Source organism: Enterobacter sp. MG-EB028, from assembly GCF_056673305.1.
In genome coordinates, this window is sequence record NZ_CP195079.1 from 691,912 (window position 1) to 715,636 (window position 23,725).

General features: G+C 56.7%; 22 protein-coding genes and 1 other annotated feature. Of the genes, 15 read left to right on the top strand and 7 right to left on the bottom strand.

The window, feature by feature from the left end; genetic code table 11:
* Positions 1-6 precede the first annotated feature (6 nt).
* Positions 7-1,239 (top strand): multifunctional transcriptional regulator/nicotinamide-nucleotide adenylyltransferase/ribosylnicotinamide kinase NadR, encoded by a 1,233-nt coding sequence (gene nadR, locus ACR42C_RS03245; RefSeq protein ID WP_006810194.1) that lies wholly within the window; start codon positions 7-9, stop codon positions 1,237-1,239.
* A gap of 106 nt (positions 1,240-1,345) precedes the next feature.
* On the opposite strand, the gene ACR42C_RS03250 is transcribed toward nadR, so the two are convergent.
* Positions 1,346-2,347, bottom strand: a complete 1,002-nt coding sequence (locus tag ACR42C_RS03250; protein ID WP_320720986.1) for a zinc-binding alcohol dehydrogenase family protein — start codon at positions 2,345-2,347, stop codon at positions 1,346-1,348.
* 108 nt (positions 2,348-2,455) lie between these two features.
* Here ACR42C_RS03250 and ACR42C_RS03255 point away from each other — a divergent pair, with 108 nt between their 5' ends.
* Positions 2,456-3,355 (top strand): LysR family transcriptional regulator, encoded by a 900-nt coding sequence (locus ACR42C_RS03255; protein ID WP_320720985.1) that lies wholly within the window; start codon positions 2,456-2,458, stop codon positions 3,353-3,355.
* A 92-nt stretch (positions 3,356-3,447) separates the two neighbouring features.
* On the opposite strand, the gene ettA is transcribed toward ACR42C_RS03255, so the two are convergent.
* A complete protein-coding gene (gene ettA / locus ACR42C_RS03260) occupies positions 3,448-5,115 on the bottom strand; it encodes an energy-dependent translational throttle protein EttA (RefSeq protein ID WP_320720984.1) in 1,668 nt (555 codons plus the stop codon).
* A gap of 226 nt (positions 5,116-5,341) precedes the next feature.
* On the opposite strand from ettA, the gene sltY reads away from it, so the two are divergent.
* On the top strand, positions 5,342-7,279 hold the full coding sequence (sltY, locus tag ACR42C_RS03265) for a murein transglycosylase (protein ID WP_233002939.1): 1,938 nt from the start codon (positions 5,342-5,344) through the stop codon (positions 7,277-7,279).
* Between the two features lie 55 nt (positions 7,280-7,334).
* A complete protein-coding gene (gene trpR, locus ACR42C_RS03270) occupies positions 7,335-7,664 on the top strand; it encodes a trp operon repressor (protein ID WP_061099291.1) in 330 nt (109 codons plus the stop codon).
* Here trpR and yjjX read toward each other — a convergent pair.
* Positions 7,655-8,170, bottom strand: a complete 516-nt coding sequence (gene yjjX, locus ACR42C_RS03275; RefSeq protein ID WP_163330287.1) for an inosine/xanthosine triphosphatase — start codon at positions 8,168-8,170, stop codon at positions 7,655-7,657. The genes trpR and yjjX overlap by 10 nt on opposite strands.
* A 50-nt stretch (positions 8,171-8,220) precedes the next feature.
* Between yjjX and gpmB the strand changes: the two genes are divergently transcribed.
* Entirely contained in the window at positions 8,221-8,868 is a 648-nt protein-coding gene (gpmB, locus tag ACR42C_RS03280) for a 2,3-diphosphoglycerate-dependent phosphoglycerate mutase GpmB (RefSeq protein WP_008502057.1), read from the top strand.
* Here gpmB and robA read toward each other — a convergent pair.
* A complete protein-coding gene (robA, locus tag ACR42C_RS03285) occupies positions 8,865-9,734 on the bottom strand; it encodes an MDR efflux pump AcrAB transcriptional activator RobA (RefSeq protein WP_116342407.1) in 870 nt (289 codons plus the stop codon). The genes gpmB and robA overlap by 4 nt on opposite strands.
* Positions 9,735-9,945: 211 nt before the next feature.
* On the opposite strand from robA, the gene creA reads away from it, so the two are divergent.
* Genes creA through creD form a run of 4 tightly spaced genes read left to right on the top strand, consistent with a single transcriptional unit; the run spans position 9,946 to position 13,953 of the window.
* Positions 9,946-10,416, top strand: coding sequence for a protein CreA (gene creA / locus ACR42C_RS03290; RefSeq protein ID WP_014882476.1), 471 nt, complete (start codon positions 9,946-9,948; stop codon positions 10,414-10,416).
* A gap of 14 nt (positions 10,417-10,430) precedes the next feature.
* Positions 10,431-11,120 carry a two-component system response regulator CreB gene (creB, locus tag ACR42C_RS03295; RefSeq protein WP_320720983.1) on the top strand — a complete coding sequence of 230 codons (690 nt, stop codon included), beginning with the start codon at positions 10,431-10,433 and terminating at the stop codon, positions 11,118-11,120.
* Positions 11,120-12,544, top strand: a complete 1,425-nt coding sequence (creC, locus tag ACR42C_RS03300) for a two-component system sensor histidine kinase CreC (protein WP_479984751.1) — start codon at positions 11,120-11,122, stop codon at positions 12,542-12,544. Before creB ends, creC begins: the two co-directional genes overlap by 1 nt.
* 56 nt (positions 12,545-12,600) lie before the next feature.
* A complete protein-coding gene (gene creD, locus ACR42C_RS03305; RefSeq protein ID WP_479984752.1) occupies positions 12,601-13,953 on the top strand; it encodes a cell envelope integrity protein CreD in 1,353 nt (450 codons plus the stop codon).
* 46 nt (positions 13,954-13,999) lie between these two features.
* Here the strand turns inward: creD and arcA are convergent, their stop codons facing one another.
* The gene (gene arcA, locus ACR42C_RS03310; protein ID WP_003856501.1) at positions 14,000-14,716 is read right to left on the bottom strand and encodes a two-component system response regulator ArcA; all 717 of its coding nucleotides are present in this window, start codon (positions 14,714-14,716) and stop codon (positions 14,000-14,002) included.
* Between the two features lie 95 nt (positions 14,717-14,811).
* On the opposite strand from arcA, the gene yjjY reads away from it, so the two are divergent.
* From yjjY to thrC, 6 genes are all read left to right on the top strand, one after another.
* Entirely contained in the window at positions 14,812-14,952 is a 141-nt protein-coding gene (gene yjjY, locus ACR42C_RS03315) for a YjjY family protein (RefSeq protein WP_085928893.1), read from the top strand.
* A gap of 399 nt (positions 14,953-15,351) precedes the next feature.
* On the top strand, positions 15,352-16,038 hold the full coding sequence (locus ACR42C_RS03320; RefSeq protein ID WP_116342413.1) for a tRNA/rRNA methyltransferase: 687 nt from the start codon (positions 15,352-15,354) through the stop codon (positions 16,036-16,038).
* Positions 16,039-16,249: 211 nt separating this feature from the next.
* Positions 16,250-16,318, top strand: coding sequence for a thr operon leader peptide (gene thrL / locus ACR42C_RS03325; protein ID WP_015572623.1), 69 nt, complete (start codon positions 16,250-16,252; stop codon positions 16,316-16,318).
* Positions 16,257-16,374, top strand: a sequence feature (Thr leader region). Its footprint overlaps the gene before it by 62 nt.
* A gap of 24 nt (positions 16,375-16,398) precedes the next feature.
* Positions 16,399-18,861 (top strand): bifunctional aspartate kinase/homoserine dehydrogenase I, encoded by a 2,463-nt coding sequence (gene thrA / locus ACR42C_RS03330; RefSeq protein WP_479984753.1) that lies wholly within the window; start codon positions 16,399-16,401, stop codon positions 18,859-18,861.
* Between the two features lies 1 nt (position 18,862).
* Positions 18,863-19,792, top strand: coding sequence for a homoserine kinase (gene thrB / locus ACR42C_RS03335; RefSeq protein WP_047957721.1), 930 nt, complete (start codon positions 18,863-18,865; stop codon positions 19,790-19,792).
* 3 nt (positions 19,793-19,795) lie between these two features.
* Positions 19,796-21,082 (top strand): threonine synthase, encoded by a 1,287-nt coding sequence (thrC, locus tag ACR42C_RS03340; RefSeq protein WP_479984754.1) that lies wholly within the window; start codon positions 19,796-19,798, stop codon positions 21,080-21,082.
* A 116-nt stretch (positions 21,083-21,198) separates the two neighbouring features.
* Here thrC and yaaA read toward each other — a convergent pair whose 3' ends face one another.
* Positions 21,199-21,972: a peroxide stress protein YaaA gene (gene yaaA / locus ACR42C_RS03345; protein ID WP_061099284.1), complete on the bottom strand. Its 774-nt coding sequence runs from the start codon at positions 21,970-21,972 to the stop codon at positions 21,199-21,201.
* A gap of 66 nt (positions 21,973-22,038) precedes the next feature.
* Positions 22,039-23,469, bottom strand: a complete 1,431-nt coding sequence (locus tag ACR42C_RS03350) for an alanine/glycine:cation symporter family protein (protein ID WP_479984755.1) — start codon at positions 23,467-23,469, stop codon at positions 22,039-22,041.
* Between the last annotated feature and the right edge of the window lie 256 nt (positions 23,470-23,725).

Sequence of the window (23,725 nt, forward strand, 5' to 3'; positions counted from 1 at the left end):
TAATTTATGTCATCATTTGACTACATCAAAACCGCAATCCGTCAGAAAGGCTGCACGCTGCAGCAGGTGGCTGACGCCAGCGGCATGACCAAAGGCTACCTGAGCCAACTGCTGAACGCCAAAATCAAAAGCCCCAGCGCGCAGAAGCTCGAAGCGCTGCACCGTTTTCTGGGGCTCGAATTCCCGCGTATGCAAAAGAACATCGGCGTGGTGTTCGGCAAGTTTTACCCCCTGCATACCGGGCATATCTATCTGATCCAGCGCGCCTGTAGCCAGGTTGACGAGCTGCACATCATCATGGGTTACGACGAAACTCGCGACCGTCAGCTGTTTGAAGACAGCGCCATGTCGCAGCAGCCCACCGTGCCGGACCGCCTGCGCTGGCTGCTGCAGACCTTTAAGTACCAGAAAAACATTCGTATTCATGCCTTTAACGAAGAGGGCATGGAGCCGTACCCGCACGGCTGGGACGTGTGGAGCAACGGCATCAAAGCGTTTATGGAAGAGAAGGGCATTGCGCCTAACTGGATCTACACCTCTGAAGAGTCCGACGCGCCGCAGTTCCGCGAGCATCTGGGCATCGAGACGGTGCTGATCGATCCAAAACGCACCTTTATGAACATCAGCGGGGCGCAGATCCGCGAGAACCCGTTCCGCTACTGGGATTACATCCCGACCGAAGTGAAGCCGTTCTTCGTGCGCACGGTGGCTATTCTGGGCGGTGAATCGAGCGGTAAATCAACGCTGGTCAACAAGCTGGCGAACATCTTCAACACCACCAGCGCGTGGGAGTATGGCCGCGATTATGTGTTCTCGCACCTCGGCGGCGACGAGATGGCATTGCAGTATTCGGACTACGATAAAATTGCCCTCGGACACGCCCAGTACATTGATTTTGCCGTGAAATACGCCAATAAAGTGGCCTTTATCGATACCGATTTCGTCACCACGCAGGCGTTCTGTAAAAAGTACGAGGGGCGCGAACACCCGTTCGTGCAGGCGCTGATTGACGAATACCGCTTTGACCTGGTGATCCTGCTGGAAAATAATACCCCGTGGGTGGCCGACGGCATGCGCAGCCTCGGCAGCTCGGTGGACAGGCGAGAATTCCAGTCCATGCTGGTGGAGATGCTCAACGAAAACAACGTTGAGTTTGTGCATGTGGAAGAGTCGGACTACGACTCGCGTTTCCTGCGCTGTGTCGAGCTGGTGAAGGAGATGATGGGGGAGCAGGGGTAGTTTACCCCTCACCCTAACCCTCTCCCCAGAGGGGCGAGGGGATCGAACGGAGCCGTCTTTACCCTCTCCCCTCTGGGGAGAGGGCAGGGTGAGGGGGACCAACCACTCAGAACTCAACCACCACTTTCCCCCGCATATGCCCCTCCAGCACTTTACGGTGCGCTTCGGTAATGCTTTCCACGCTCAGCCCGTGCAGTGTTTCACTCAGCGAACTTTCTACCACGCCGTTATCCACCAACTTCGCCACCTCATTGAGGATCTCACCCTGCCGCGCCATATCAGCGGTCTGGTACATGCTGCGGGTGTACATAAACTCCCAGTGCAGCGCGGCGGATTTGGACTTGAGCTTGTCCTGGTTCAGCGGATGTTCATTCTCAACGATGGAACAGATATGCCCCTGCGGTGCAATCAGTTCGCTGACCGCATCCCAGTGCCCGTCGGTGTCGTTGAGGATGAAAATGTAATCCACAAAGGTGATGTCCTGTTTTGCCAGCTCGCCTTTCAGATCGCGGTAGTTCACCACCGCGTCAGCCCCACGATCGCGGCACCATTGGGCGGAATCTTCTCGTGAAGCGGTTGCGATGACCTTCACTTTGCTGTTGTGCTTCGCAAACGGGATCGCCAGCGAGCCCACGCCGCCCGCGCCGCCGATGATCAGCAGCGTTTTGTCCGCCCCTGCATCCTGAATGTTCAGCCGTTCAAACAGGCCTTCCCACGCGGTGAGCGCGGTTAAGGGCAGTGCTGCGGCAGCCGCCCAGCCGAGGCTGGCAGGCTTGTGCCCGACTATGCGCGCATCGATCAGCTGATGCGTGGTATTGCTGCCCGGGCGGGTGATGTCTCCCGCGTACCATACCTCGTCACCCGGTTTGAATCCGGTCACGCCAGTCCCCACGGCTTTGACGATCCCGCTGGCATCCCAGCCGAGCACGCGCGGATCTTTCAGCCCGTTTTTGGCAATGCCTGCGTGCACCTTGGTGTCTACAGGGTTTATGGAGACGGCTTTCACCTCCACCAGCAGATCGTGCTCGCCGGGCTGCGGCATAGGCGGGGTGATTTCAATGAAGGTGGATGGATTTTCTGGGTTAACGGCAATGGCTTTAACAGACATGGTGTGCTCCTCAATGGCATGCGTTTTGTTGAGGCTAGTCTATTAAGTGGCCAGCTGCATGATAAGATGGACAATCAAGAACTCAGCGTTCGCACAGGATGAACAATCATGTTTAAACAGCTGCAGGATATGGCTCTATTCGCGCTGGTGGCGGAGATGGGCAGCTTTACCGCGGCGGCGCAGAAGGCGGAACTGCCAAAATCCAGCGTGAGCCAGCGGATTAGTCAGCTGGAGCAGCAGGTGGGGATCCGCCTGCTCAACCGCACCACGCGCAGGATCAGCCTCACGTTCGCGGGCGAGCACTATCTGGTGCACTGTCGCGAGATGCTGGCGGCCAGTGAGCGGGCGGAGTACGCCATTCAACGGCTGCGTGAAAACCCCAGCGGGCGACTGCGGATCACCTGTCCGGCGGGGATTGGGGCGACGCTGCTGGCGCATATGAATGCCGAGTTCCAGCTTCGCTATCCTGACGTTTCGCTGGATGTGTCGATCTCTGACGACGTGGTGGATCTGGTCGAGTCCGGCTTTGACGTGGCGCTGCGCACCGGCAGGCCGCAGGACTCCTCCCTGATTGGCCGGATGATCGGGCATTGCCCGCGCTACATGCTGGCCTCGCCGGACTATCTGGCGCGCCGGGAGCCGCTGACGCATCCTCGCCAACTGGTGGATCACCGCAGTATTACGCACCGGGCGTGGTCGGAGTGGCTTCTGCGAAGCGAGGGCGAGGATTACCGCTACCTGCCGAATAACGCCCACTTGACCGATAATCTGGTGTACGCCCGCGAATGTGCGATTGCCGGTGCGGGGATCACGCTGTTACCCGCATTTCTGCTGGAAGATAAGATCGAAAAAGGTGCACTGGTTCAGGTGCTGCCGGAGTGGAGCGTTGAAGGTAACGATCTCTGGCTGGCCTACCCGAGCCGAAAGCTGAACTCGCCCGCGCTGATGAGCTATATCGAGTTTGCGATGCAGTTCGATGAGGTGAAGCGGTATTACGTGGGCAAATAAAAAAGCCGGGTGGCGCTCACGCTTACCCGGCCTACAAACTGCGCAGTACCGTAGGCCGGGTAAGGCGAAGCCGCCACCCGGCACTCAGGCACTTATTTCGCAATACGCTTGTACTTAATACGCTTCGGCTCCAGCGCGTCGGCGCCCAGCGTGCGTTTCTTGTACTCTTCGTATTCGGTGAAGTTACCTTCGAAGAACTCCACTTTACCTTCGTCCTGGTAGTCCAGGATGTGGGTGGCGATACGGTCCAGGAACCAGCGGTCGTGCGAGATAACCATCGCGCAGCCCGGGAACTCCAGCAGGGCGTTTTCCAGCGCGCGCAGGGTTTCGATATCCAGGTCGTTGGTTGGTTCATCGAGCAGCAGAACGTTACCGCCAACCTGCAGCAGCTTCGCCAGGTGCAGACGACCGCGCTCGCCGCCGGACAGCTCGCCCACGCGTTTGCCCTGGTCGGTGCCTTTGAAGTTAAAGCGGCCAACGTAGGCACGGCTTGGCATCTCGGTGTTGCCGATACGCATGATATCCAGACCGCCGGAGACTTCTTCCCACACGGTTTTGCTGTTATCCATCGCGTCACGGAACTGGTCAACGGAGGCCAGCTTCACGGTTTCACCCAGGGTGATAGAGCCGCTGTCAGGCTGTTCCTGACCGGACATCATGCGGAACAGGGTCGATTTACCCGCGCCGTTCGGACCGATGATCCCAACGATAGCGCCTTTCGGTACGGAGAAGCTCAGGTCGTCGATCAGCAGGCGGTCGCCGTAAGACTTGCGCAGGTTGCTGACTACAACCACTTTATCCCCCAGACGTGCTCCAGGTGGAATAAACAGTTCGTTGGTTTCGTTACGTTTCTGGTATTCGGTGTTGTTCAGCTCTTCGAAGCGTGCCAGACGGGCTTTGCCCTTAGACTGACGGCCTTTCGCGCCCTGACGCACCCACTCCAGCTCTTTCTCAATAGACTTACGACGGGCCGCTTCCTGAGAAGCTTCCTGCGCCAGGCGCTGATCTTTCTGCTCCAGCCAGGAGGAGTAGTTGCCTTCCCACGGAATGCCTTCGCCGCGGTCCAGCTCCAGGATCCAGCCTGCGACATTGTCGAGGAAGTAACGGTCGTGGGTAATCGCCACCACGGTGCCTTCGAAGTCGTGCAGGAAGCGCTCCAGCCATGCCACGGATTCCGCATCCAGGTGGTTAGTCGGTTCATCGAGCAGCAGCATGTCTGGTTTTTCCAGCAGCAGGCGGCACAGCGCCACGCGGCGGCGTTCACCACCGGAGAGGTTCGCGATTTTCGCATCCCAGTCCGGCAGACGCAGGGCATCAGCCGCACGCTCCAGCTGCACGTTCAGGTTGTGACCATCGTGCGCCTGGATAATCTCTTCATATTTGCCCTGCTGAGCGGCCAGCTTGTCGAAGTCCGCATCCGGCTCGGCGTATTTGGCATACACTTCATCCAGACCTTTCAGCGCGTTAACCACTTCGGACACCGCTTCTTCAACGGACTCACGTACGGTGTGTTCCGGGTTCAGCTGAGGTTCCTGCGGCAGGTAGCCGATCTTGATGCCAGGCTGCGGACGGGCTTCACCTTCGATGTCTGTATCGATGCCGGCCATGATGCGCAGCAGGGTGGACTTACCGGCACCGTTGAGACCCAGAACACCAATTTTTGCGCCCGGGAAGAAGCTCAGCGAGATATTTTTAAGAATATGACGTTTCGGCGGGACAACTTTGCCGACACGATGCATGGTATAAACGAATTGAGCCACGTGGACTTCGCCTCTTTTATCGTAATGAGAAGGAATTTCAGCCTCGAAGTGTAGCCTTTTTCACGCCCTAATCCCAGCCAGGAACGTCGGGAGTGTTAAAACGCGCAAGAAAGGTAAAAAAGTGTCCATGACGTGGCGCGTTGCAGGATGCCTGGTTAGCATAAGTTGTTGTGACTTTGACGTGGCAAGACGCTGCAATTGACGAAAAAACAATGAGGAAGAGCTTGTGGAAAAAGCCAAACGGGTGGTCTGGCGTCTGCTGGCTGCCAGCGTATGCGTAATGGCGGTAAGCCAGGCGGTGCATGCAGATTCACTGGATGAACAACGTAACCGCTACGCCCAGATTAAACAGGCGTGGGACAACAAGCAGATGGATACCGTGCAGGCGCTGATGCCGACGCTCAAGGATTATCCGCTGTATCCGTATCTGGAGTATCGCCAGATTACCGACGATCTGATGAACCAGCCGACCGTCACCGTGAATAATTTCATTAAGGCGAACCCGACCCTGCCGCCTGCCCGAAATCTCCAGTCTCGCTTTGTGAATGAGCTGGCGCGTCGTGAAGACTGGCGCGGCCTGCTGGCGTTTAGCCCTGACAAGCCGAATACCACCGAAGCGCAGTGTAATTACTACTATGCGAAATGGGCGACCGGACAGCAGGAAGAGGCATGGGCCGGGGCGAAAGATCTGTGGTTGACCGGCAAAAGCCAGCCGAACGCCTGTGATTCCCTGTTTGGCGCATGGCGCGCGTCCGGCAAGCAGGACCCGCTGGCCTACCTTGAGCGCATCCGCCTGGCGATGAAAGCCGGCAATACGCGTCTGGTGACCGCGCTGGCAGGGCAGATGCCGTCCGATTACCAGACTATCTCCTCGGCGGTTATCGCGCTGGCAAACGATCCGAACAGCGTGTTGACCTTTGCCCGCAGCACGGGCTCGACCGATTTTACCCGCCAGATGGCGGCGGTGGCTTTTGCCAGCGTGGCGCGCGACGATGTCGAAAATGCGCGGCTGATGATCCCGCAGCTGGTGCAGGCGCAGCAGCTGAATGAAGATCAAACCCAGGAGCTGCGCGACATCGTGGCGTGGCGACTGATGGGCACGGATGTGACCGACGAACAGGCGCGCTGGCGAGACGATGCCATTATGCGTTCTAACTCCACGTCGCTGGTGGAGCGCCGCGTGCGCATGGCGCTGGGTACCGGCGACCGCCGTGGCCTCAACACCTGGCTCGCGCGTTTGCCGATGGATGCCAAAGAGAAAGACGAATGGCGCTACTGGCAGGCGGATCTGCTGCTGGAGCGTGGTCGTGAAGGCGAAGCCAAAGATATTCTTCACTCGCTGATGCAGCAGCGTGGGTTCTACCCGATGGCGGCCGCCCAGCGTCTGGGCGAAGAGTACACGCTCAGGATCGACAAAGCGCCCGCTAATGCGAACCCGTCGCTGACGCAGGGGCCAGAGATGGCGCGTGTTCGCGAGCTGATGTACTGGAACATGGATAACACCGCGCGCAGCGAGTGGGCCAACCTGGTGACCAGCCGCACCACGGATGAAAAAGCGCAGCTTGCCCGCTATGCGTTTGATAATCACTGGTGGGATCTGAGCGTGCAGGCGACGATCGCCGGTAAGCTGTGGGATCATCTCGAAGAGCGTTTCCCGCTGGCGTATAAAGATCTGTTTGACCGCTACACCAGCGGCAAAGATATCCCGCAAAGCTACGCCATGGCGATTGCTCGTCAGGAGAGCGCCTGGAACCCGAAAGTCCGTTCCCCGGTGGGCGCCAGCGGTCTGATGCAGATTATGCCGGGCACGGCAACGCACACGGTGAAGATGTTTAATATCCCTGGGTACAGCAGCCCGTCACAGCTGTTGGATCCGGATACCAACATCAACATCGGCACCAGCTACCTGCAGTACGTGTATCAGCAGTTCGGCAATAACCGTATCTTCGCGTCGGCGGCGTATAACGCCGGCCCGGGTCGCGTGCGCACCTGGCTTGGCAATAGCGCCGGACGCATCGACGCCGTGGCGTTTGTCGAGAGCATCCCGTTCTCGGAAACGCGCGGCTACGTGAAGAACGTGCTGGCCTATGACGCCTACTATCGCTACTTCATGGGGCAGAAAGATACCCTGATGAGCGATGCTGAGTGGCAGAGACGTTACTGATCGGCATGGGTTGTGTTATGCTGTACTCGCTAATGAGTACAAGAGGCAGCATAACATGACCCAGCATTCCCCATATTCCTCGGCGATGGCCGAACAGCGTCACCAGGAGTGGCTTCGTTTTGTGGAGCTGCTTCGCCAGTCTTACGAGCAGGATTTGCACCTACCCCTCATGCAGCTGATGCTCACGCCGGACGAGCGTGAGGCGCTGGGCACGCGCGTGCGCATCATTGAAGAGCTATTGCGCGGTGAGATGAGCCAGCGCGAGCTGAAAAACGAGCTGGGCGCGGGCATCGCGACGATAACCCGTGGATCGAACAGCCTGAAGTCTGCGCCGGTCGAGCTGCGTCAGTGGCTTGAGTCAGTCTTATTGGGCGATCAACGATAAATGGCGTTATGAAACGGGCTTAACGCCAGGATCACCGCCTGATGGTAAACCCCTGAACGCGTGAGCTTACCCGCCGTAAAGACGCCAATTGCCCCTTCTTTACGGCCAATCTCATCAATGCCGGTGTAGTGCGACATTACCGGCCCGAGCGCTTCACCTGCGCGGACTTTTTCCAGAATGATCTCCGGCAGCGGCAGGGTGGCCGAGCGTGCTTCGCCGCGCTGCTCGCGGCTTTCAATCACCACCCAGCTAAAGGTTGCGCCTTCGTCGATGCCTGCTTCTATGGCGACCCAGAAGTCAGCCTTCGGGGCCGCGGCTTTTGCATTTGCCACGCGATTTCGTGCGCCAGCGCGCGTTTCCTCGCTGCCAAACGGCTGTTCAGGTACGCCACTCTCGACGCCGATGGCCTCAATATGGCAGGATCCTTCGCCGAAAATCTCTTCAAAAGCCTTTAGAATTGCCTGAATTTTGGCAGGATTGGTGGTAGCAGAGACAACATGGTGCATAATTAAGCTCGATTCAAAAAAAACTCATCGCAGTATAACGGAAAAAAAGCATGTTACAGGTATACCTTGTTCGCCACGGTGAAACGCAGTGGAACGCCGAGCGACGTATTCAAGGCCAGTCAGACAGTCCTCTCACCGAGAAGGGTGTGCAGCAAGCGTGGCAGGTGGCGGAACGCGCCAGAACGCTGGGCATTACCCACGTTATTACCAGCGATTTAGGTCGCACACAGCAGACGGCGCGCATCATTGCAGACGCCTGCGGCTGCGATGTGATGCTTGAGCCGCGCCTGCGCGAGCTGGATATGGGCGTGCTGGAAAAGCGCCATATCGATACGCTGACGGAAACGGAAGAGGGCTGGCGTCGCACACTGGTGAACGGTACCGAAGATGGCCGTATTCCTGAGGGCGAATCCATGCAGGAGCTGAGTGTGCGTATGCATGCGGCACTGGCGGAATGCCTCAAGCTTCCGGCAGGCAGCCGTCCGCTGCTGGTGAGTCACGGTATCGCCCTGGGCTGCCTGGTGAGCACCATTCTGGGATTGCCGGCTTATGCCGAGCGCCGTTTGCGTCTGCGCAACTGCTCCATTTCCCGGATTGATTACCAGGAAAGCGCGTGGCTAGCGTCGGGCTGGGTGGTGGAGATGGCAGGGGACATTTCGCATCTCGATGCCCCTGCGCTTGACGAACTGCAGCGTTAACGACGGATCGGAATCAAGAATTCCATACGCAGATTGATTGGGCCTTCTTCCGGTTTGGCATCCTGCGCCGGGTAGTAGCGCTCAATATCCTGACCTTTACGGCGATTCAGATTCAGCATTGGCATGCAGGTTCCGTAAACGGTCAGGATAAACTCCTGGACGCCCGTTCCTAAACCCTCGTATGAGAACATCACATACTCGCCGCCTTCCAGTACGACAGGTTTAGAGCCCTGAATGTAGCCGTTGGCCATGTCAGGGGTGAGGGCGGTGGTGTAAAACACCTCCTGCTCGTCGTCTTTTTCCTGGCTTGGATGCGTTTCGTTGAGGCCATACAGGATCGGCGGAATGGCCGGCGCATGGCTCAGAAAATCGCGCCAGAACTGGACGCGCATCTGATGACGGAACTCAGAAATCTGCTCCAGAGAGCAGGAATAGCTCTGGGTCGTACCGATCAGATGGGTTTCCGGCAGAGTGACCATTTCGTATTTCGGCATTGCGAACTCGCCCAGACGCAGCGGCGGACGCATACCAAACGAGCTCCAGTCAGGCGAGCGGCGATAGAGCGCTGGCGTCAACGAGAACTGTTTTTTAAAGGCGCGGGTGAAGGTCTGCTGCGAATCAAAACGGTACTGCAAAGCAATATCCAGAATGGGCCGCGCCGTCAGGCGCAACGCTACAGCAGATTTCGATAAACGACGTGCGCGAATATAGGCCCCGATAGCATGACCGGTGACATCCTTGAACATCCTTTGCAGATGCCACTTGGAATAGCCCGCTTTAGCCGCCACATTATCCAGTGACAAAGGCTGGTCGAGATGACCTTCCAGCCAGGTGAGCAGGTCGCGAATAATTCCAGCCTGATCCATATACTATCCTCATCCTTAAAACAGCAGGTGCCTGATAACAGGTTAGCGGATAATAGCATTTTTTGATGTTTTAGCATTCAGTGTTTTTTTTGCGCATTAATGCCTTTTCTCCTTCGTTTTGGGTGAATATATTCTAATCCTGTGATCTTGCTACATTTTTGACTAACGTGTTGAATAATTGCTCAGTGCAATTTTAAAGAATGGTAACAATATGAAATACAAGACTTTGCTTCTTACTGCCCTGTTGCTGGTAGCGGGCCGTGCGGCGCAGGCGGAACAGATTGGTTCTGTCGATACCGTGTTCAAAATGTTCGGTCCGGACCACAAAATTGTGGTGGAGGCGTTTGACGATCCGGACGTGAAAAACGTCACCTGCTACGTTAGCCGTGCGAAGACGGGCGGTATTAAAGGCGGCCTGGGGCTGGCGGAAGACACTTCCGATGCGGCGATCTCCTGTCAGCAGGTGGGGCCGGTTGAGCTGAGCGATAAAATCAAAAACGGCAAAGCGCAGGGCGATGTGGTATTCCAGAAACGGACTTCGCTGGTGTTTAAAAAGCTACAGGTGGTGCGTTTCTATGATGCCAAACGCAACACCCTGGCCTACCTGGCGTATTCCGACAAAGTCGTGGAAGGCTCACCGAAAAACGCGATCAGCGCGGTGCCGATTATGCCGTGGCATTAATGCAGGGATGAACCATGCAACAACCTGTGGTCTGGCTGGTTGAAGACGAAACCAGTATCGCTGATACGCTTATCTACATGCTTCAGCAGGAAGGGTTTGCGGTAAAGGCGTTTGAACGAGGGCTACCGGTGCTGGAGGCGGCGCGGCGGCAGGTTCCGGCGCTCGCCATTCTGGACGTCGGGCTGCCGGACATCAGTGGATTTGAGCTTTGCCGCCAGCTGCTGGCGCAGCATCCCTCACTGCCCGTGCTGTTTCTGACGGCGCGCAGTGATGAGGTAGACAAGCTGCTTGGCCTGGAAATGGGCGCTGATGACTACGTTGCGAAACCTTTCTCACCTCGTGAAGTCTGCGCCCGGGTGCGGACGATTTTACGGCGCATGCAAAAATCCGCCGCACCATCAGAAACGTTGCGTATCGGGCAGTTTGAACTGAACGAACCTGCAGCCCGAATCAGCTGGTGCGGTGAAGCATTGCCCCTGACTCGCTACGAATTCTTGCTGCTCAAAACCCTGTTACAGGAGCCCGGACGAGTATTTTCTCGCCAGCAACTCATGGACAAGGTATGGGGTGAAGACGGGGACAGTTTCGATCGTACCGTGGATACCCACATCAAAACCCTGCGCGCCAAGCTGCGGGCGGTGAACGAGGAACTTTCACCCATCAGCACCCATCGCGGTATGGGCTATAGTCTGGGCCTTTACTGATGCGCATTGGGATGCGGTTGTTGCTGGGATATTTCCTCATCGTGGCCATCGCCGCGTGGTTTGTGCTGTCGATCTTTGTTCAGGAAGTGAAGCCCGGCGTGCGCAGGGCAACCGAGGGCACGTTGATCGATACCGCGACCTTGCTCGCCGAAGTCGGGCGTGAGGATCTTCTTTCGGGCAATGCGCAGCAGGGCAAACTGGCGCAGGCCTTTTCCCAACTCCATCAGCGGCCTTTCCGCGCCAATATCGGCGGCATTCATAAGGTGCGCAACGAGTATCACGTCTATATGACCGATGCGCAGGGTAGAGTGGTTTTTGATTCCGCCGGTCTGGCCGTGGGGCAGGATTACTCTCGCTGGAACGACGTTTGGCTGACGCTTCGCGGCGAATACGGCGCGCGCAGTACTCAGATCAATCCCGAGGATACGGAGAGTACGGTGATGTATGTTGCCGCGCCGGTTGTGGAGCAGGGCAAAATCATCGGCGTGCTGTCGGTAGGGAAACCTAACAGCGCGATGGCACCGGTTATCCATCGCAGCGAGCGGCGAATTCTGTGGGCAGGCGGGGCGCTGCTCGGCATTGCTTTGCTGATCGGTCTTTTTGTCGCCTGGTGGATCAACCGTTCCATCAGTACGTTATCGCGCTACGCCGACTCGGTGACCACTGACACGCCTCTCCCGCTGCCCAATCCAGGTAGTAGCGAACTGCACAAGCTGGCCCTGGCGCTGGAAAATATGCGCATTCGCCTCGAAGGGAAAAACTATATTGAACGCTATGTCCATGCGCTCACCCACGAGCTGAAAAGCCCGATCGCCGCCATACGCGGCGCGGCGGAAATACTCGCCGAGCAGCCGCCGCCGCAGGTGGCTGCTCGTTTCATCGATAATATTCTGGTACAAAACGCGCGAATGCAGTCGCTGGTTGAAAAACTGCTCGCTCAGGCTCGGCTTGAAAATCGGGTCGAGATTACGCCCGAGGCCGTCCGGGTCGACTCGCTGTTTACCCGGCTTGCCGACGCGCGATCGGCGCAGCTGGCGACAAAAGAGATTGCGCTGACCCTCCAGCCTGCTTCGCTTTATGTTGAAGGCGATCCCGATCTGCTCGAACAGGCGCTCGGCAATTTACTGGATAACGCTATCGATTTTACGCCGCAGGGCGGATCCATAGAACTGGCGGCCCGGGAAGAGCGCGGGCAGATACAGCTGATCGTCACCGACAGCGGAAGCGGGATCCCGAATTACGCGCAGGATCGTATTTTTGAACGCTTCTATTCCCTGCCGCGGGAGAACGGGTTTAAGAGCAGCGGGCTTGGGCTGGCCTTTGTCCGGGAGGTGGCTCGTCTGCATCAGGGAGACATTACATTGCGCAATCGTGATGAAGGTGGCGTGATGGCCACGCTGACACTTCACCGTCCCTTCACATAACTTCAAACTGCCCCCACACAGCCTGGTTACGCTCTCCTCATCACAAAGGAGACGTAATGATGAAATCCCCCCTGTTCTGGAAAGTAAGCACCCTGCTGGGGTGCATTCTGCTGCTGTTAGTTCCGCTGTTTATGGTGAGTAACCTCATTTCAGAGCGTGAAAGCTACCGTAACGATGTCGAAAATACGCTTCGCCAGAGTACCAGTGGACCGCAAAAACTGGTCGGCCCACTGATTGCGATCCCGGTGACGGAGGTCTTCTACAAGTTAGAGGATGAGAAGAACGTCGAATACAAGAAAAGCTATATGCGCTTTATTCTGCCGGAGTCTCTGCTGGTTGAGGGTAACCAGCACGTTGAGTCCCGAAATATCGGTATTTATGACGGGCAGATCTGGAACACTAAACTCAACATAAAAGCACGGTTCAACACCGAAAAAATCACGCAGCTGAAAGGGGAGGCGATGACCCTGGGGCAGCCGTTTATCGTTGTTGGCGTGGGCGACGCTCGCGGTATTGGCACGGTGAACGTCTCCAGTATCAACGGTGAGACACTGGGCGTAGAGCCGGGTTCAGGCGTGTATGGGGGGCTTTCAGGGATTCATATCCCGCTGACGGACAAAGCGCTGGAGCCAAAAACGTTTGTCATGGAGATGTCGCTGAATCTGGCAGGGACGGGAAGCTTTGCCGTGGTGCCTGTGGGACGTAACAGTGAAATGGCGCTGAACAGCAACTGGCCACATCCAGGCTTTATGGGTAACTATCTGCCGGTGAAGCACAAAATTGGTGATTCCGGTTTTCAGGCGAACTGGCAGAGCAGCTGGTTTGCGAACAACCTTGAGAGCTGGTTCAACGGCAGTGAATCTCCGGCGTGGGAGTCGATCCCCGCTTTCAGCGTCACGGTAGCCACGCCCGCCGATCAGTATCAACTGACTGACCGGGCGATCAAGTACGCTATTTTACTGATTGCTCTGACGTTTATGGCCTTCTTTGTTTTCGAAACTCTGACCGGGCTGCGCCTGCACCCGATGCAGTATCTGCTGGTGGGGCTGTCGCTGGTGCTGTTCTATCTGGTGCTGCTGGCGCTGTCAGAACACGTCGGCTTTACGCCAGCCTGGGTTGTTGCAAGTCTGGTTGGCGCGGCGATGAACGGGATGTACCTGCGGGCTGTGCTGAAAAGCTGGAAGCGTAGCGGGCTGTTCGTGCTGGCCCTGCTGGGGCTGGACGTGGTGATGTGGTTCTTGCTGCGCTCGGAGGATAGCGCGCTGCTGTTGGGGTCAGCGGTGCTGGCGCTGGCACTGTTCGCCGTGATGTACCTGACCCGACATCTCGACTGGTATTCACTTTCACAGCCGAAGCGCCCTGAGCCACCTGCATCGCCGGATGACGGTACGATGCGGATCTGGAAATAAAAAAAACGGCGCAAATGCGCCGTTTTTTCATGCGTAAACTGCCGGATTACTCCTGCAGGTCTCCGCAGAAGCGGTACCCTTCGCCGTGGATCGTGGCGATAATTTCCGGCGTATCAGGCGTAGATTCGAAATGTTTACGAATACGACGGATGGTCACGTCTACGGTACGGTCATGAGGCTTCAGCTCACGGCCGGTCATTTTCTTCAGCAGCTCTGCACGGGACTGAATTTTGCCCGGGTTTTCGCAGAAGTGCAGCATCGCGCGGAATTCACTGCGCGGCAGTTTATACTGCTCACCGTTCGGGCTAATCAGCGAACGGCTATTGATATCAAGTTCCCAGCCGTTGAATTTGTAGCTGTCGACGCTACGGCGCTCTTCGCTGACCGTGCCCAGGTTCATGGTGCGGGACAGCAGGTTGCGTGCACGAATGGTTAACTCGCGAGGATTGAACGGCTTGGTGATGTAGTCATCCGCACCGATTTCCAGGCCAAGGATCTTATCAACTTCGTTGTCACGGCCCGTCAGGAACATTAACGCGACGTTCGCCTGCTCGCGCAGTTCGCGCGCCAGAAGAAGACCGTTTTTGCCCGGCAGGTTGATATCCATGATCACCAGGTTGATATCATTTTCAGAAAGGATCTGATGCATCTCTGCGCCATCGGTCGCTTCAAAGACATCGTAGCCTTCTGCTTCGAAAATGCTCTTTAACGTGTTGCGTGTTACCAACTCGTCTTCAACGATAAGAATGTGCGGGGTCTGCATGTTTGCTACCTAAATTGCCAACTAAATCGAAACAGGAAGTACAAAAGTCCCTGACCTGCCTGATACATGTCGCAAATTAACATGATCGGCTTAACGTGACTAAAGTACGTAATTGCGTTCTTGATGCACTTTCCATCAACGTCAACAACATCATTAGCTTGGTCTTGGGTACTTTCCCTTTGGACCCGACAGTGTCAAAAACGGCTGTCATCCTAACCATTTTAACAGCAACATAACAGGCTAAGTGACACCAGACACCCAATAAAACTACGCTTCGTTGACATATATCAAGTTCAATTGTAGCACGTTAACAGTTTGATGAAATCATCGTAGCCGAATGCTAGCCTTTGTCACAATTTTTCAATAAACCAACTAGTTGCGGAGATTGATTTATAAACGAAGCGAATCCAATCAGAATAGGGTATTCATGTTGCCATTATCATTATAAAACATAGGGATAATAGGCTCCTGTTAACATTCTAACTGATTGTTCAGACACAAAATAGTTTAGCGTCTTTAATTTATTATGAAACGCTATTTCGGTGATTTGTGTTGCAAATTTGTAAATTCGCGCTGCGTAATATGTTGAAGTGCATCACATTTTTACCCGCTAACTGATTAAAAAGAGAGCATAAATGCATCTGTCGATTGTACTGGTCGCTCCAGCCAGAGCCGAAAATATAGGCGCTGCGGCGCGCGCCATGAAGACCATGGGTTTTACCGATTTACGTATTGTGGACAGCACTGCGCACCTGGAGCCTGCCGCCCGCTGGGTGGCGCACGGTTCGGGTGATATTCTCGATAATATAAAGACTTACGCTACGCTTGCCGACGCGCTGCACGATATTTCGTTTACCGTTGCGACCACCGCACGCAGCCGGGCGAAGTTCCACTACTACGTCACGCCTGCTGAACTGGTACCCATGCTGGAGGAGAAAAGCCAGTGGCTGGAGAAAGCCGCGCTGGTATTTGGTCGCGAAGATTCCGGGCTCACCAACGAAGAGCTTGAGCTGGCGGACGTTCTCACCGGTGCGCCGATGGTAGCCGATTATCCTTCCCTGAATTTAGGCCAGGCGGTCATGGTCTATTGCTATCAATTAGCCTCCCTAATGCAAATCCCCCAACCTCAGGCAGAAGCGGCAAATGAAAATCAGCTGGCCGCGCTTCGTGCTCGCGTGGAGAGTCTGCTATCGAGCCTTGGCGTTGCGGACGATCAAAAAATGGCCGACTGGCTACAGCAGCGCCTTGGACGTCTTGAGCAGCGGGACACTGCCATGTTGCACCGTTTGCTGCACGATATTGAAAAAAAATTGGCCGAGTAAAATGCTGCCATAAGTTTTTAGTATGGCGAAAAGGTCTGTCGTGGAGGGTTGCAGTTGGGGGATTCGGATGAAAATAAAACGGCGCGCAGCGTGACGTGAACGTCTGCGGAATTGTGATCAAATTAAAAATTCATTGACTTAAGGTGCCCGATCCTTTAACCCTAAAAGAATACAGCACAGACAGATAATAATGACAGAGTACACAACATCCATGAAACGCATCAGCATTACCACCATTACCACAACCATCATCATTACCACAGGTAACGATGCGGGCTGACGCGTACAGGAAAAACAGAAAAAAGCCCGCACCTGAACAGTGCGGGCTTTTTTTTCGGCTAAAGGAAACGAGGTAGAACCATGCGAGTGTTGAAGTTCGGCGGTACATCAGTGGCAAATGCAGAACGCTTTCTGCGTGTTGCCGATATCCTGGAGAGCAACGCCAGGCAGGGGCAGGTTGCGACCGTCCTCTCTGCCCCGGCAAAAATCACAAACCATCTGGTGGCGATGATTGAAAAGACCATCGGTGGCCAGGATGCACTCCCGAACATCAGCGACGCAGAGCGTATCTTCGCTGAGCTGCTGCAGGGGCTGGCAGAGGCACAGCCTGGTTTCCCGCTCGCGCAGCTGAAGTCTTTCGTTGAGCAGGAGTTTGCTCAGATCAAACATGTGCTGCACGGCATCAGCCTGCTGGGCCAGTGCCCGGACAGCGTCAACGCGGCGCTGATCTGCCGGGGCGAAAAACTCTCCATCGCCATCATGGCGGGTGTGCTGGAAGCGCGCGGCCATAGCGTGACCGTTATCAACCCGGTTGAGAAACTGCTGGCGGTGGGTCACTACCTCGAATCTACCGTTGATATTGCCGAATCAACCCGCCGTATTGCCGCGAGCAAAATCCCCTCTGACCATATGATCCTGATGGCAGGTTTCACCGCCGGAAATGAGAAGGGTGAACTGGTGGTGCTGGGCCGCAACGGCTCCGACTACTCTGCCGCCGTGCTGGCTGCCTGTTTACGCGCGGACTGTTGTGAGATCTGGACTGACGTCGACGGCGTCTATACCTGCGACCCGCGCCAGGTGCCGGACGCCAGGCTGCTGAAGTCGATGTCGTATCAGGAAGCGATGGAGCTTTCTTACTTCGGCGCCAAAGTGCTTCACCCGCGTACCATCTCCCCGATTGCCCAGTTCCAGATCCCTTGCCTGATTAAAAACACCGGTAACCCACAGGCGCCAGGCACGCTGATTGGTGCCAGCAGCGATGAAGATGGCCTGCCGGTGAAAGGTATTTCCAACCTGAACAATATGGCGATGTTCAGCGTCTCCGGTCCGGGGATGAAGGGGATGGTCGGCATGGCGGCGCGCGTTTTTGCGGCCATGTCACGCAACGGTATCTCGGTGGTGCTGATCACCCAGTCCTCTTCCGAGTACAGCATTAGCTTCTGCGTGCCGCAGGTCGACTGTCTGCGCGCCCGCCGCGCGCTGGAAGAAGAGTTCTACCTGGAGTTGAAAGAGGAACTGCTGGAGCCGCTCTCCATTCAGGAGCGCCTGGCCGTGATCTCTGTGGTCGGTGACGGTATGCGCACTCTGCGCGGTATCTCCGCCAAATTCTTTGCCGCGCTGGCGCGGGCCAATATCAATATCGTGGCGATTGCCCAGGGCTCGTCCGAGCGTTCAATTTCCGTTGTTGTGGATAACGACGATGCGACCACCGGCGTTCGCGTGGTGCACCAGATGCTGTTCAACACCGATCAGGTGATCGAGCTGTTCCTGATTGGCGTGGGCGGCGTAGGTGGCGCATTGCTGGAGCAGGTGAAGCGCCAGCAGGAGTGGCTTAAGAAAAAGCATATCGACCTGCGCGTCTGCGGTATCGCCAACTCCAGGGCGCTGCTGACCAACGTCCACGGTCTTAACCTGGAAAACTGGCAGGCGGAGCTGGAGGAGGCGAAAGAGCCGTACAACCTGGGGCGCCTGATCCGTCTGGTGAAAGAGTATCACCTGCTTAACCCGGTGATCGTTGACTGTACCTCAAACCAGGCTGTGGCCGACCAGTACGCCGACTTCCTGCGCGAAGGCTTCCACGTGGTGACGCCGAACAAAAAGGCCAACACCTCGTCGATGGATTACTATCACCAGATGCGTCTGGCGGCGAGCAAGTCGCGCCGCAAGTTCCTCTACGACACTAACGTCGGTGCCGGCCTGCCGGTTATCGAAAATCTGCAAAACCTGCTGAACGCGGGCGACGAACTGCAGCGTTTCTCCGGCATTCTCTCCGGCTCCCTGTCGTTTATTTTCGGCAAGCTGGATGAGGGCATGAGCCTCTCGGAAGCGACCCGTGCCGCGCGCGAGCTGGGCTATACCGAGCCGGACCCGCGTGACGATCTCTCCGGTATGGACGTGGCGCGTAAGCTGCTGATCCTGGTGCGTGAAACGGGGCGCGAGCTTGAGCTTTCCGATATCGTGATTGAACCCGTGTTGCCAGCCGAGTTTGACAGCAGCGGCGATGTCAGCACCTTTATGGCGAATTTGCCCCAGCTTGACGACGCTTTTGCCGCGCGAGTGGCGAAAGCCCGTGATGAAGGTAAGGTATTGCGCTATGTTGGCAACATTGAAGAAGATGGCGTGTGCCGGGTGAAGATTGCCGAAGTGGATGGCAACGACCCGCTGTACAAAGTTAAAAACGGCGAAAACGCCCTCGCGTTTTACAGCCACTATTATCAGCCATTGCCGCTGGTGCTTCGCGGCTATGGCGCAGGGAACGATGTTACGGCGGCGGGTGTGTTTGCCGATCTGCTGCGTACCCTGTCATGGAAGTTAGGAGTTTAACATGGTCAAAGTTTATGCCCCGGCTTCCAGCGCCAATATGAGCGTCGGATTTGACGTGCTGGGTGCGGCGGTGACGCCGGTAGATGGTTCGCTGCTGGGCGATACGGTCACGGTTGAAGCGGCAGAGAGCTTCAGCTTGAATAACGTGGGCCGCTTCGCCAGCAAGCTGCCGTCTGAGCCGCGCGAGAATATTGTCTATCAGTGCTGGGAACGCTTCTGTCAGGAGATCGGCAAAAATGTGCCGGTCGCCATGACGCTGGAAAAAAGTATGCCGATTGGCTCGGGCCTGGGCTCCAGCGCCTGTTCGGTGGTTGCCGCACTGGTGGCGATGAACGAGCACTGCGGTAAGCCGCTGAATAACAGCCGTCTGCTGGGGCTGATGGGCGAGCTCGAAGGACGCATCTCCGGCAGTATTCATTACGATAACGTGGCGCCGTGCTTCCTCGGCGGCATGCAGCTGATGATCGAAGAAAATGGCATCATCAGCCAGCAGGTGCCAGGGTTTGATGAGTGGCTATGGGTGCTGGCGTATCCGGGCATTAAGGTCTCTACCGCGGAAGCGCGTGCGATCCTGCCTGCGCAGTATCGTCGCCAGGACTGCATCGCCCACGGGCGTCATCTGGCGGGCTTTATCCACGCCTGCTACACCCGTCAGCCGCAGCTGGCGGCGAAGCTAATGAAGGACGTCATTGCCGAGCCGTACCGCACGAAGCTGCTGCCCGGCTTTAACGAGGCGCGACAGGCCTCGATGGATATCGGCGCGCAGGCGTGCGGCATCTCCGGCTCCGGCCCGACGCTGTTCGCCCTGTGCGATAAGCCAGACACCGCGCAGCGCGTGGCGGACTGGCTCTCTAAACACTACCTGCAAAATCAGGAAGGCTTTGTTCATATTTGCCGTCTGGACACGGCTGGCGCACGAGTACTGGGATAATTAATGAAACTCTACAACCTTAAAGATCATAACGAGCAGGTCAGCTTCGCGCAGGCGGTGACTCAGGGGCTGGGCAAAAATCAGGGACTGTTTTTCCCGCATGACCTGCCGGAATTTCAGCTGACCGAGATTGACGAACTGCTGAAACAGGATTTTGTCACCCGCAGCACCAAAATTCTTTCCGCATTTATCGGCGATGAAATCCCGCGGGAGCTGCTGGAAGAGCGCGTGCGCGCGGCGTTTGCTTTCCCGGCTCCGGTTAAGCAGGTGGAGCCTGACGTTGGCTGTCTGGAGCTGTTCCACGGCCCGACCCTGGCGTTTAAAGATTTCGGCGGCCGCTTTATGGCGCAGATGCTGACCCACATCAGCGGCGACAAACCGGTGACCATCCTGACCGCCACCTCCGGCGATACCGGCGCGGCGGTGGCGCACGCGTTCTACGGCCTGAAAAACGTCCGCGTGGTGATCCTCTATCCAAAAGGCAAGATCAGCCCGCTGCAGGAAAAACTGTTCTGCACCCTCGGCGGCAACATTGAAACCGTGGCGATCGACGGCGATTTCGATGCCTGCCAGGCGCTGGTCAAGCAGGCGTTCGATGATGAAGAGCTGAAGGCCGCGCTGGGGCTGAACTCGGCGAACTCCATCAATATCAGCCGTCTGCTGGCGCAGATCTGCTACTACTTCGAAGCGGTGGCGCAGCTGCCGCAGGAAGCGCGCAATCAGCTGGTAGTTTCCGTACCAAGCGGTAACTTTGGTGACCTGACGGCGGGCCTGCTGGCGAAATCTCTGGGGCTGCCGGTCAAACGCTTTATCGCTGCTACCAACGCCAATGACACCGTGCCGCGCTTCCTGAAAGACGGCAAATGGGCACCTAACGCCACGCAGGCCACGCTCTCCAATGCCATGGACGTGTCACAGCCGAACAACTGGCCGCGCGTGGAAGAGCTGTTCCGCCGTAAGATCTGGCGTCTGGGTGACCTGGGCTACGCCGCGGTGACGGACGAAACCACCAAAGCCACCATGCGCGAGCTGAAGGCGGTGGGGTACACCTCTGAGCCGCACGCGGCAATTGCCTACCGCGCGCTGCGCGACCAGCTTAACCCGGGTGAATATGGCCTGTTCCTGGGCACCGCGCATCCGGCGAAGTTCAAAGAGAGCGTGGAAGCGATCCTGGGCGAAACGCTGCCGCTGCCGAAAGAGCTGGCCGAGCGTGCTGACCTGCCGCTGCTGTCTCATGAGCTGCCGGCGGACTTTGCGGCGCTGCGTAAGTTGATGATGACGCGCGCGTGATTGTGTTGCCCGGTGGCGGCTACGCCTTACCGGGCCTGCAACGACCGCGACCACCGTCCGGGACCGGACTGGAAACACCATTAACGCAAAACCCCGCCAGCAGGCGGGGGTGTGTTTTACTGCTCGTGGCGCTTAAACACCAGTTCGCCTTTCCCCGACGCCTCTTCGTCAAAGAAATACCCTTCACTGTTAAACCCGGTCAGCTGCTCCGGCTTCGTCAGGCGGTTCTGAATGATGTAGCGGCTCATCAGGCCACGCGCTTTTTTGGCGTAGAAGCTGATGACCTTGAACTTGCCGTTCTTCTCATCAAGGAAGACCGGCTTAACGATCTCCGCGTTCAGCTTTTTCGGTTTCACCGACTTGTAGTACTCATCGGATGCCAGGTTAACCACCACGTTATCGCCCTGAGCGTGCAGCGCCGCGTTCAGCTTGTCGGTGATGATGTCGCCCCAGAAATGGTACAGGTCTTTGCCTTTGGCGTTTTCCAGGCGAATCCCCATCTCCAGACGATATGGCTGCATCAGATCCAGCGGGCGCAGCACGCCATACAGACCCGACAGCATGCGCAGATGCTGCTGGGCAAAATCAAAGTCGGCTTCGCTAAAATCTTCCGCCTGCAGGCCGGTGTAGACATCGCCCTTAAACGCCAGGATCGCCTGGCGCGCGTTGGCGGGGGTGAAATCCGGGTGCCACTCATGGAATCGGGTCGCGTTAAGGTCTGCCAGCTTGTCGCTGATGCTCATCAGCGAGGCGATTTGCGGCGCCGAGAGCTTACGCGCTTCGCGGATCAGCTGTTGCGAGTAGTCCAGCAGTTCTGGCTGGGTATAACGCTCGGTGGCGAGCGGGCTCTGGTAGTCGAGCGTTTTTGCAGGTGAAATCAGAATCAGCATATCCAGTCCTTGCAGGAAATTTAGAGCGACTTTAACAAAAAATCGCCCTGAATTGATCGATAGCTGTTATCGCCGGGGCAAATCATCCCAGGTGCCGGGGGCGAGTTGTGACTGAATTTCGGGATAGCGTGCGGCATCAAAAACCGGGGGGACGCCCAACTTGCGCTGGCGCAGATAATCCCTGGCAATAAGGTTCACAACGGGCGAGAGCAGCAGGATCGCCGTCAGGTTAGTGATTGCCATTAGCGCCATAATGACATCCGCCAGCTGCCAGACCAGCGGCATGTTCAGAAGGGAGCCCGCGATCACCATCAGTATCACGCCCAGGCGAAGCAAGAGGATGGCCGGACGAGAGTCGAATTTCAGGAAGATGAGGTTGTTTTCGGCGTACAGGTAATTCACCACAATCGAGCTGAAGGCGAATAGCATCAGAATGAGCGAGACAAATCCTGCCCCCCTGCCTCCAGTAAGATTCACCAGCGCCTGCTGGAGAAATTGGATCCCGACGGCGTCCGAGGTATGGGGTACCGGGCCGGCCAGCAGGAGGATCATGGCGCTGGCAGAACAGATAATAACGGTATCCATAAAAACGCCTATCATCTGCACGATACCCTGCGCTGCCGGGTGTGGCGGCCAGGAAGAGGCGGCCGCGGCGGCGTTGGGAGTGGAGCCCATTCCGGCTTCATTGGAGAACATGCCTCGCTGAAAACCTGCCATCAGCGCCTGGCTCAGGGTGTAACCCAGGGCGCCAGACGCGACCTCACGCCAGCCAAAGGCGCTTTTAAAGATGGTCGCAATCACGCCCGGAACCTGGTCGGCATGCAGCGCAGCGACGACCAGACTCGCGGCAACCCAGAGCAGCGCCATGATGGGAACCAGCCACTGCATCAGACGGGCGACGCCTTTGATGCCGGCAGAAATGGTGAGCAACACAAAGAGGGCTAAAACGATGCCGGTGATCCACTCCGGGCAGGAGAAGGTATAGCGCAGGGCATGGGCGACGGAGTTTGACTGCACGGTATTAAAGATTAGGCCGTACGCGAGAAGTAAAAAAAGCGAGAACAGAACGCCCATCCAGCGCATTCCTAAGCCACGCGCCATATACCAGGCCGGACCGCCGCGAAACTGCCCGTTTCTGTCTTTCTCTTTGTAAAGCTGCGCCAGCGAGCTTTCGGCAAAAGAGGTAGCCATTCCGAGAAGCGCCGTGACCCACATCCAGAACACCGCGCCTGGCCCACCGGCGCTGATGGCCAGCGCAACGCCCGCCAGATTACCGCTGCCAAGGCGTGCCGCCAGGCTGGTACAGAGCGCCTGGAACGACGTTAATCCCCCCGGCTGGGGCGTGACGCTGTTTTTCAGACTTCTGCCAAACTTGCGGATATAACGAAACTGGATAAACCCACTGCGTAGCGTAAACCAGATACCTGCTCCCAGAAGCAGGTAGATCATTATCGAACCCCAGAGGACTTCGTTAATAAAGAAAAAGAAATCAGGCATTAACGTCCCTCTTGTTGATGCCAACGTGAATATGTAAGCGCTACCACTGATTGGGCATGCTGTTGCTTAGCAGCCTGTTAATATTCTGAGTTTATCATACTCTGCCTAAGCGCACTGTCTGCGGTTGCGCTACCCCTCCGTCGTGTTATCATCAGGGCAGACCGGTTACATCCCCCTAACAAGTAAACCTGTCATTTTTCCGCTGCAGGCATGCTGTCGGTAGCGTGAATTATCCAGGGCACGTTAAAAGAGAAAC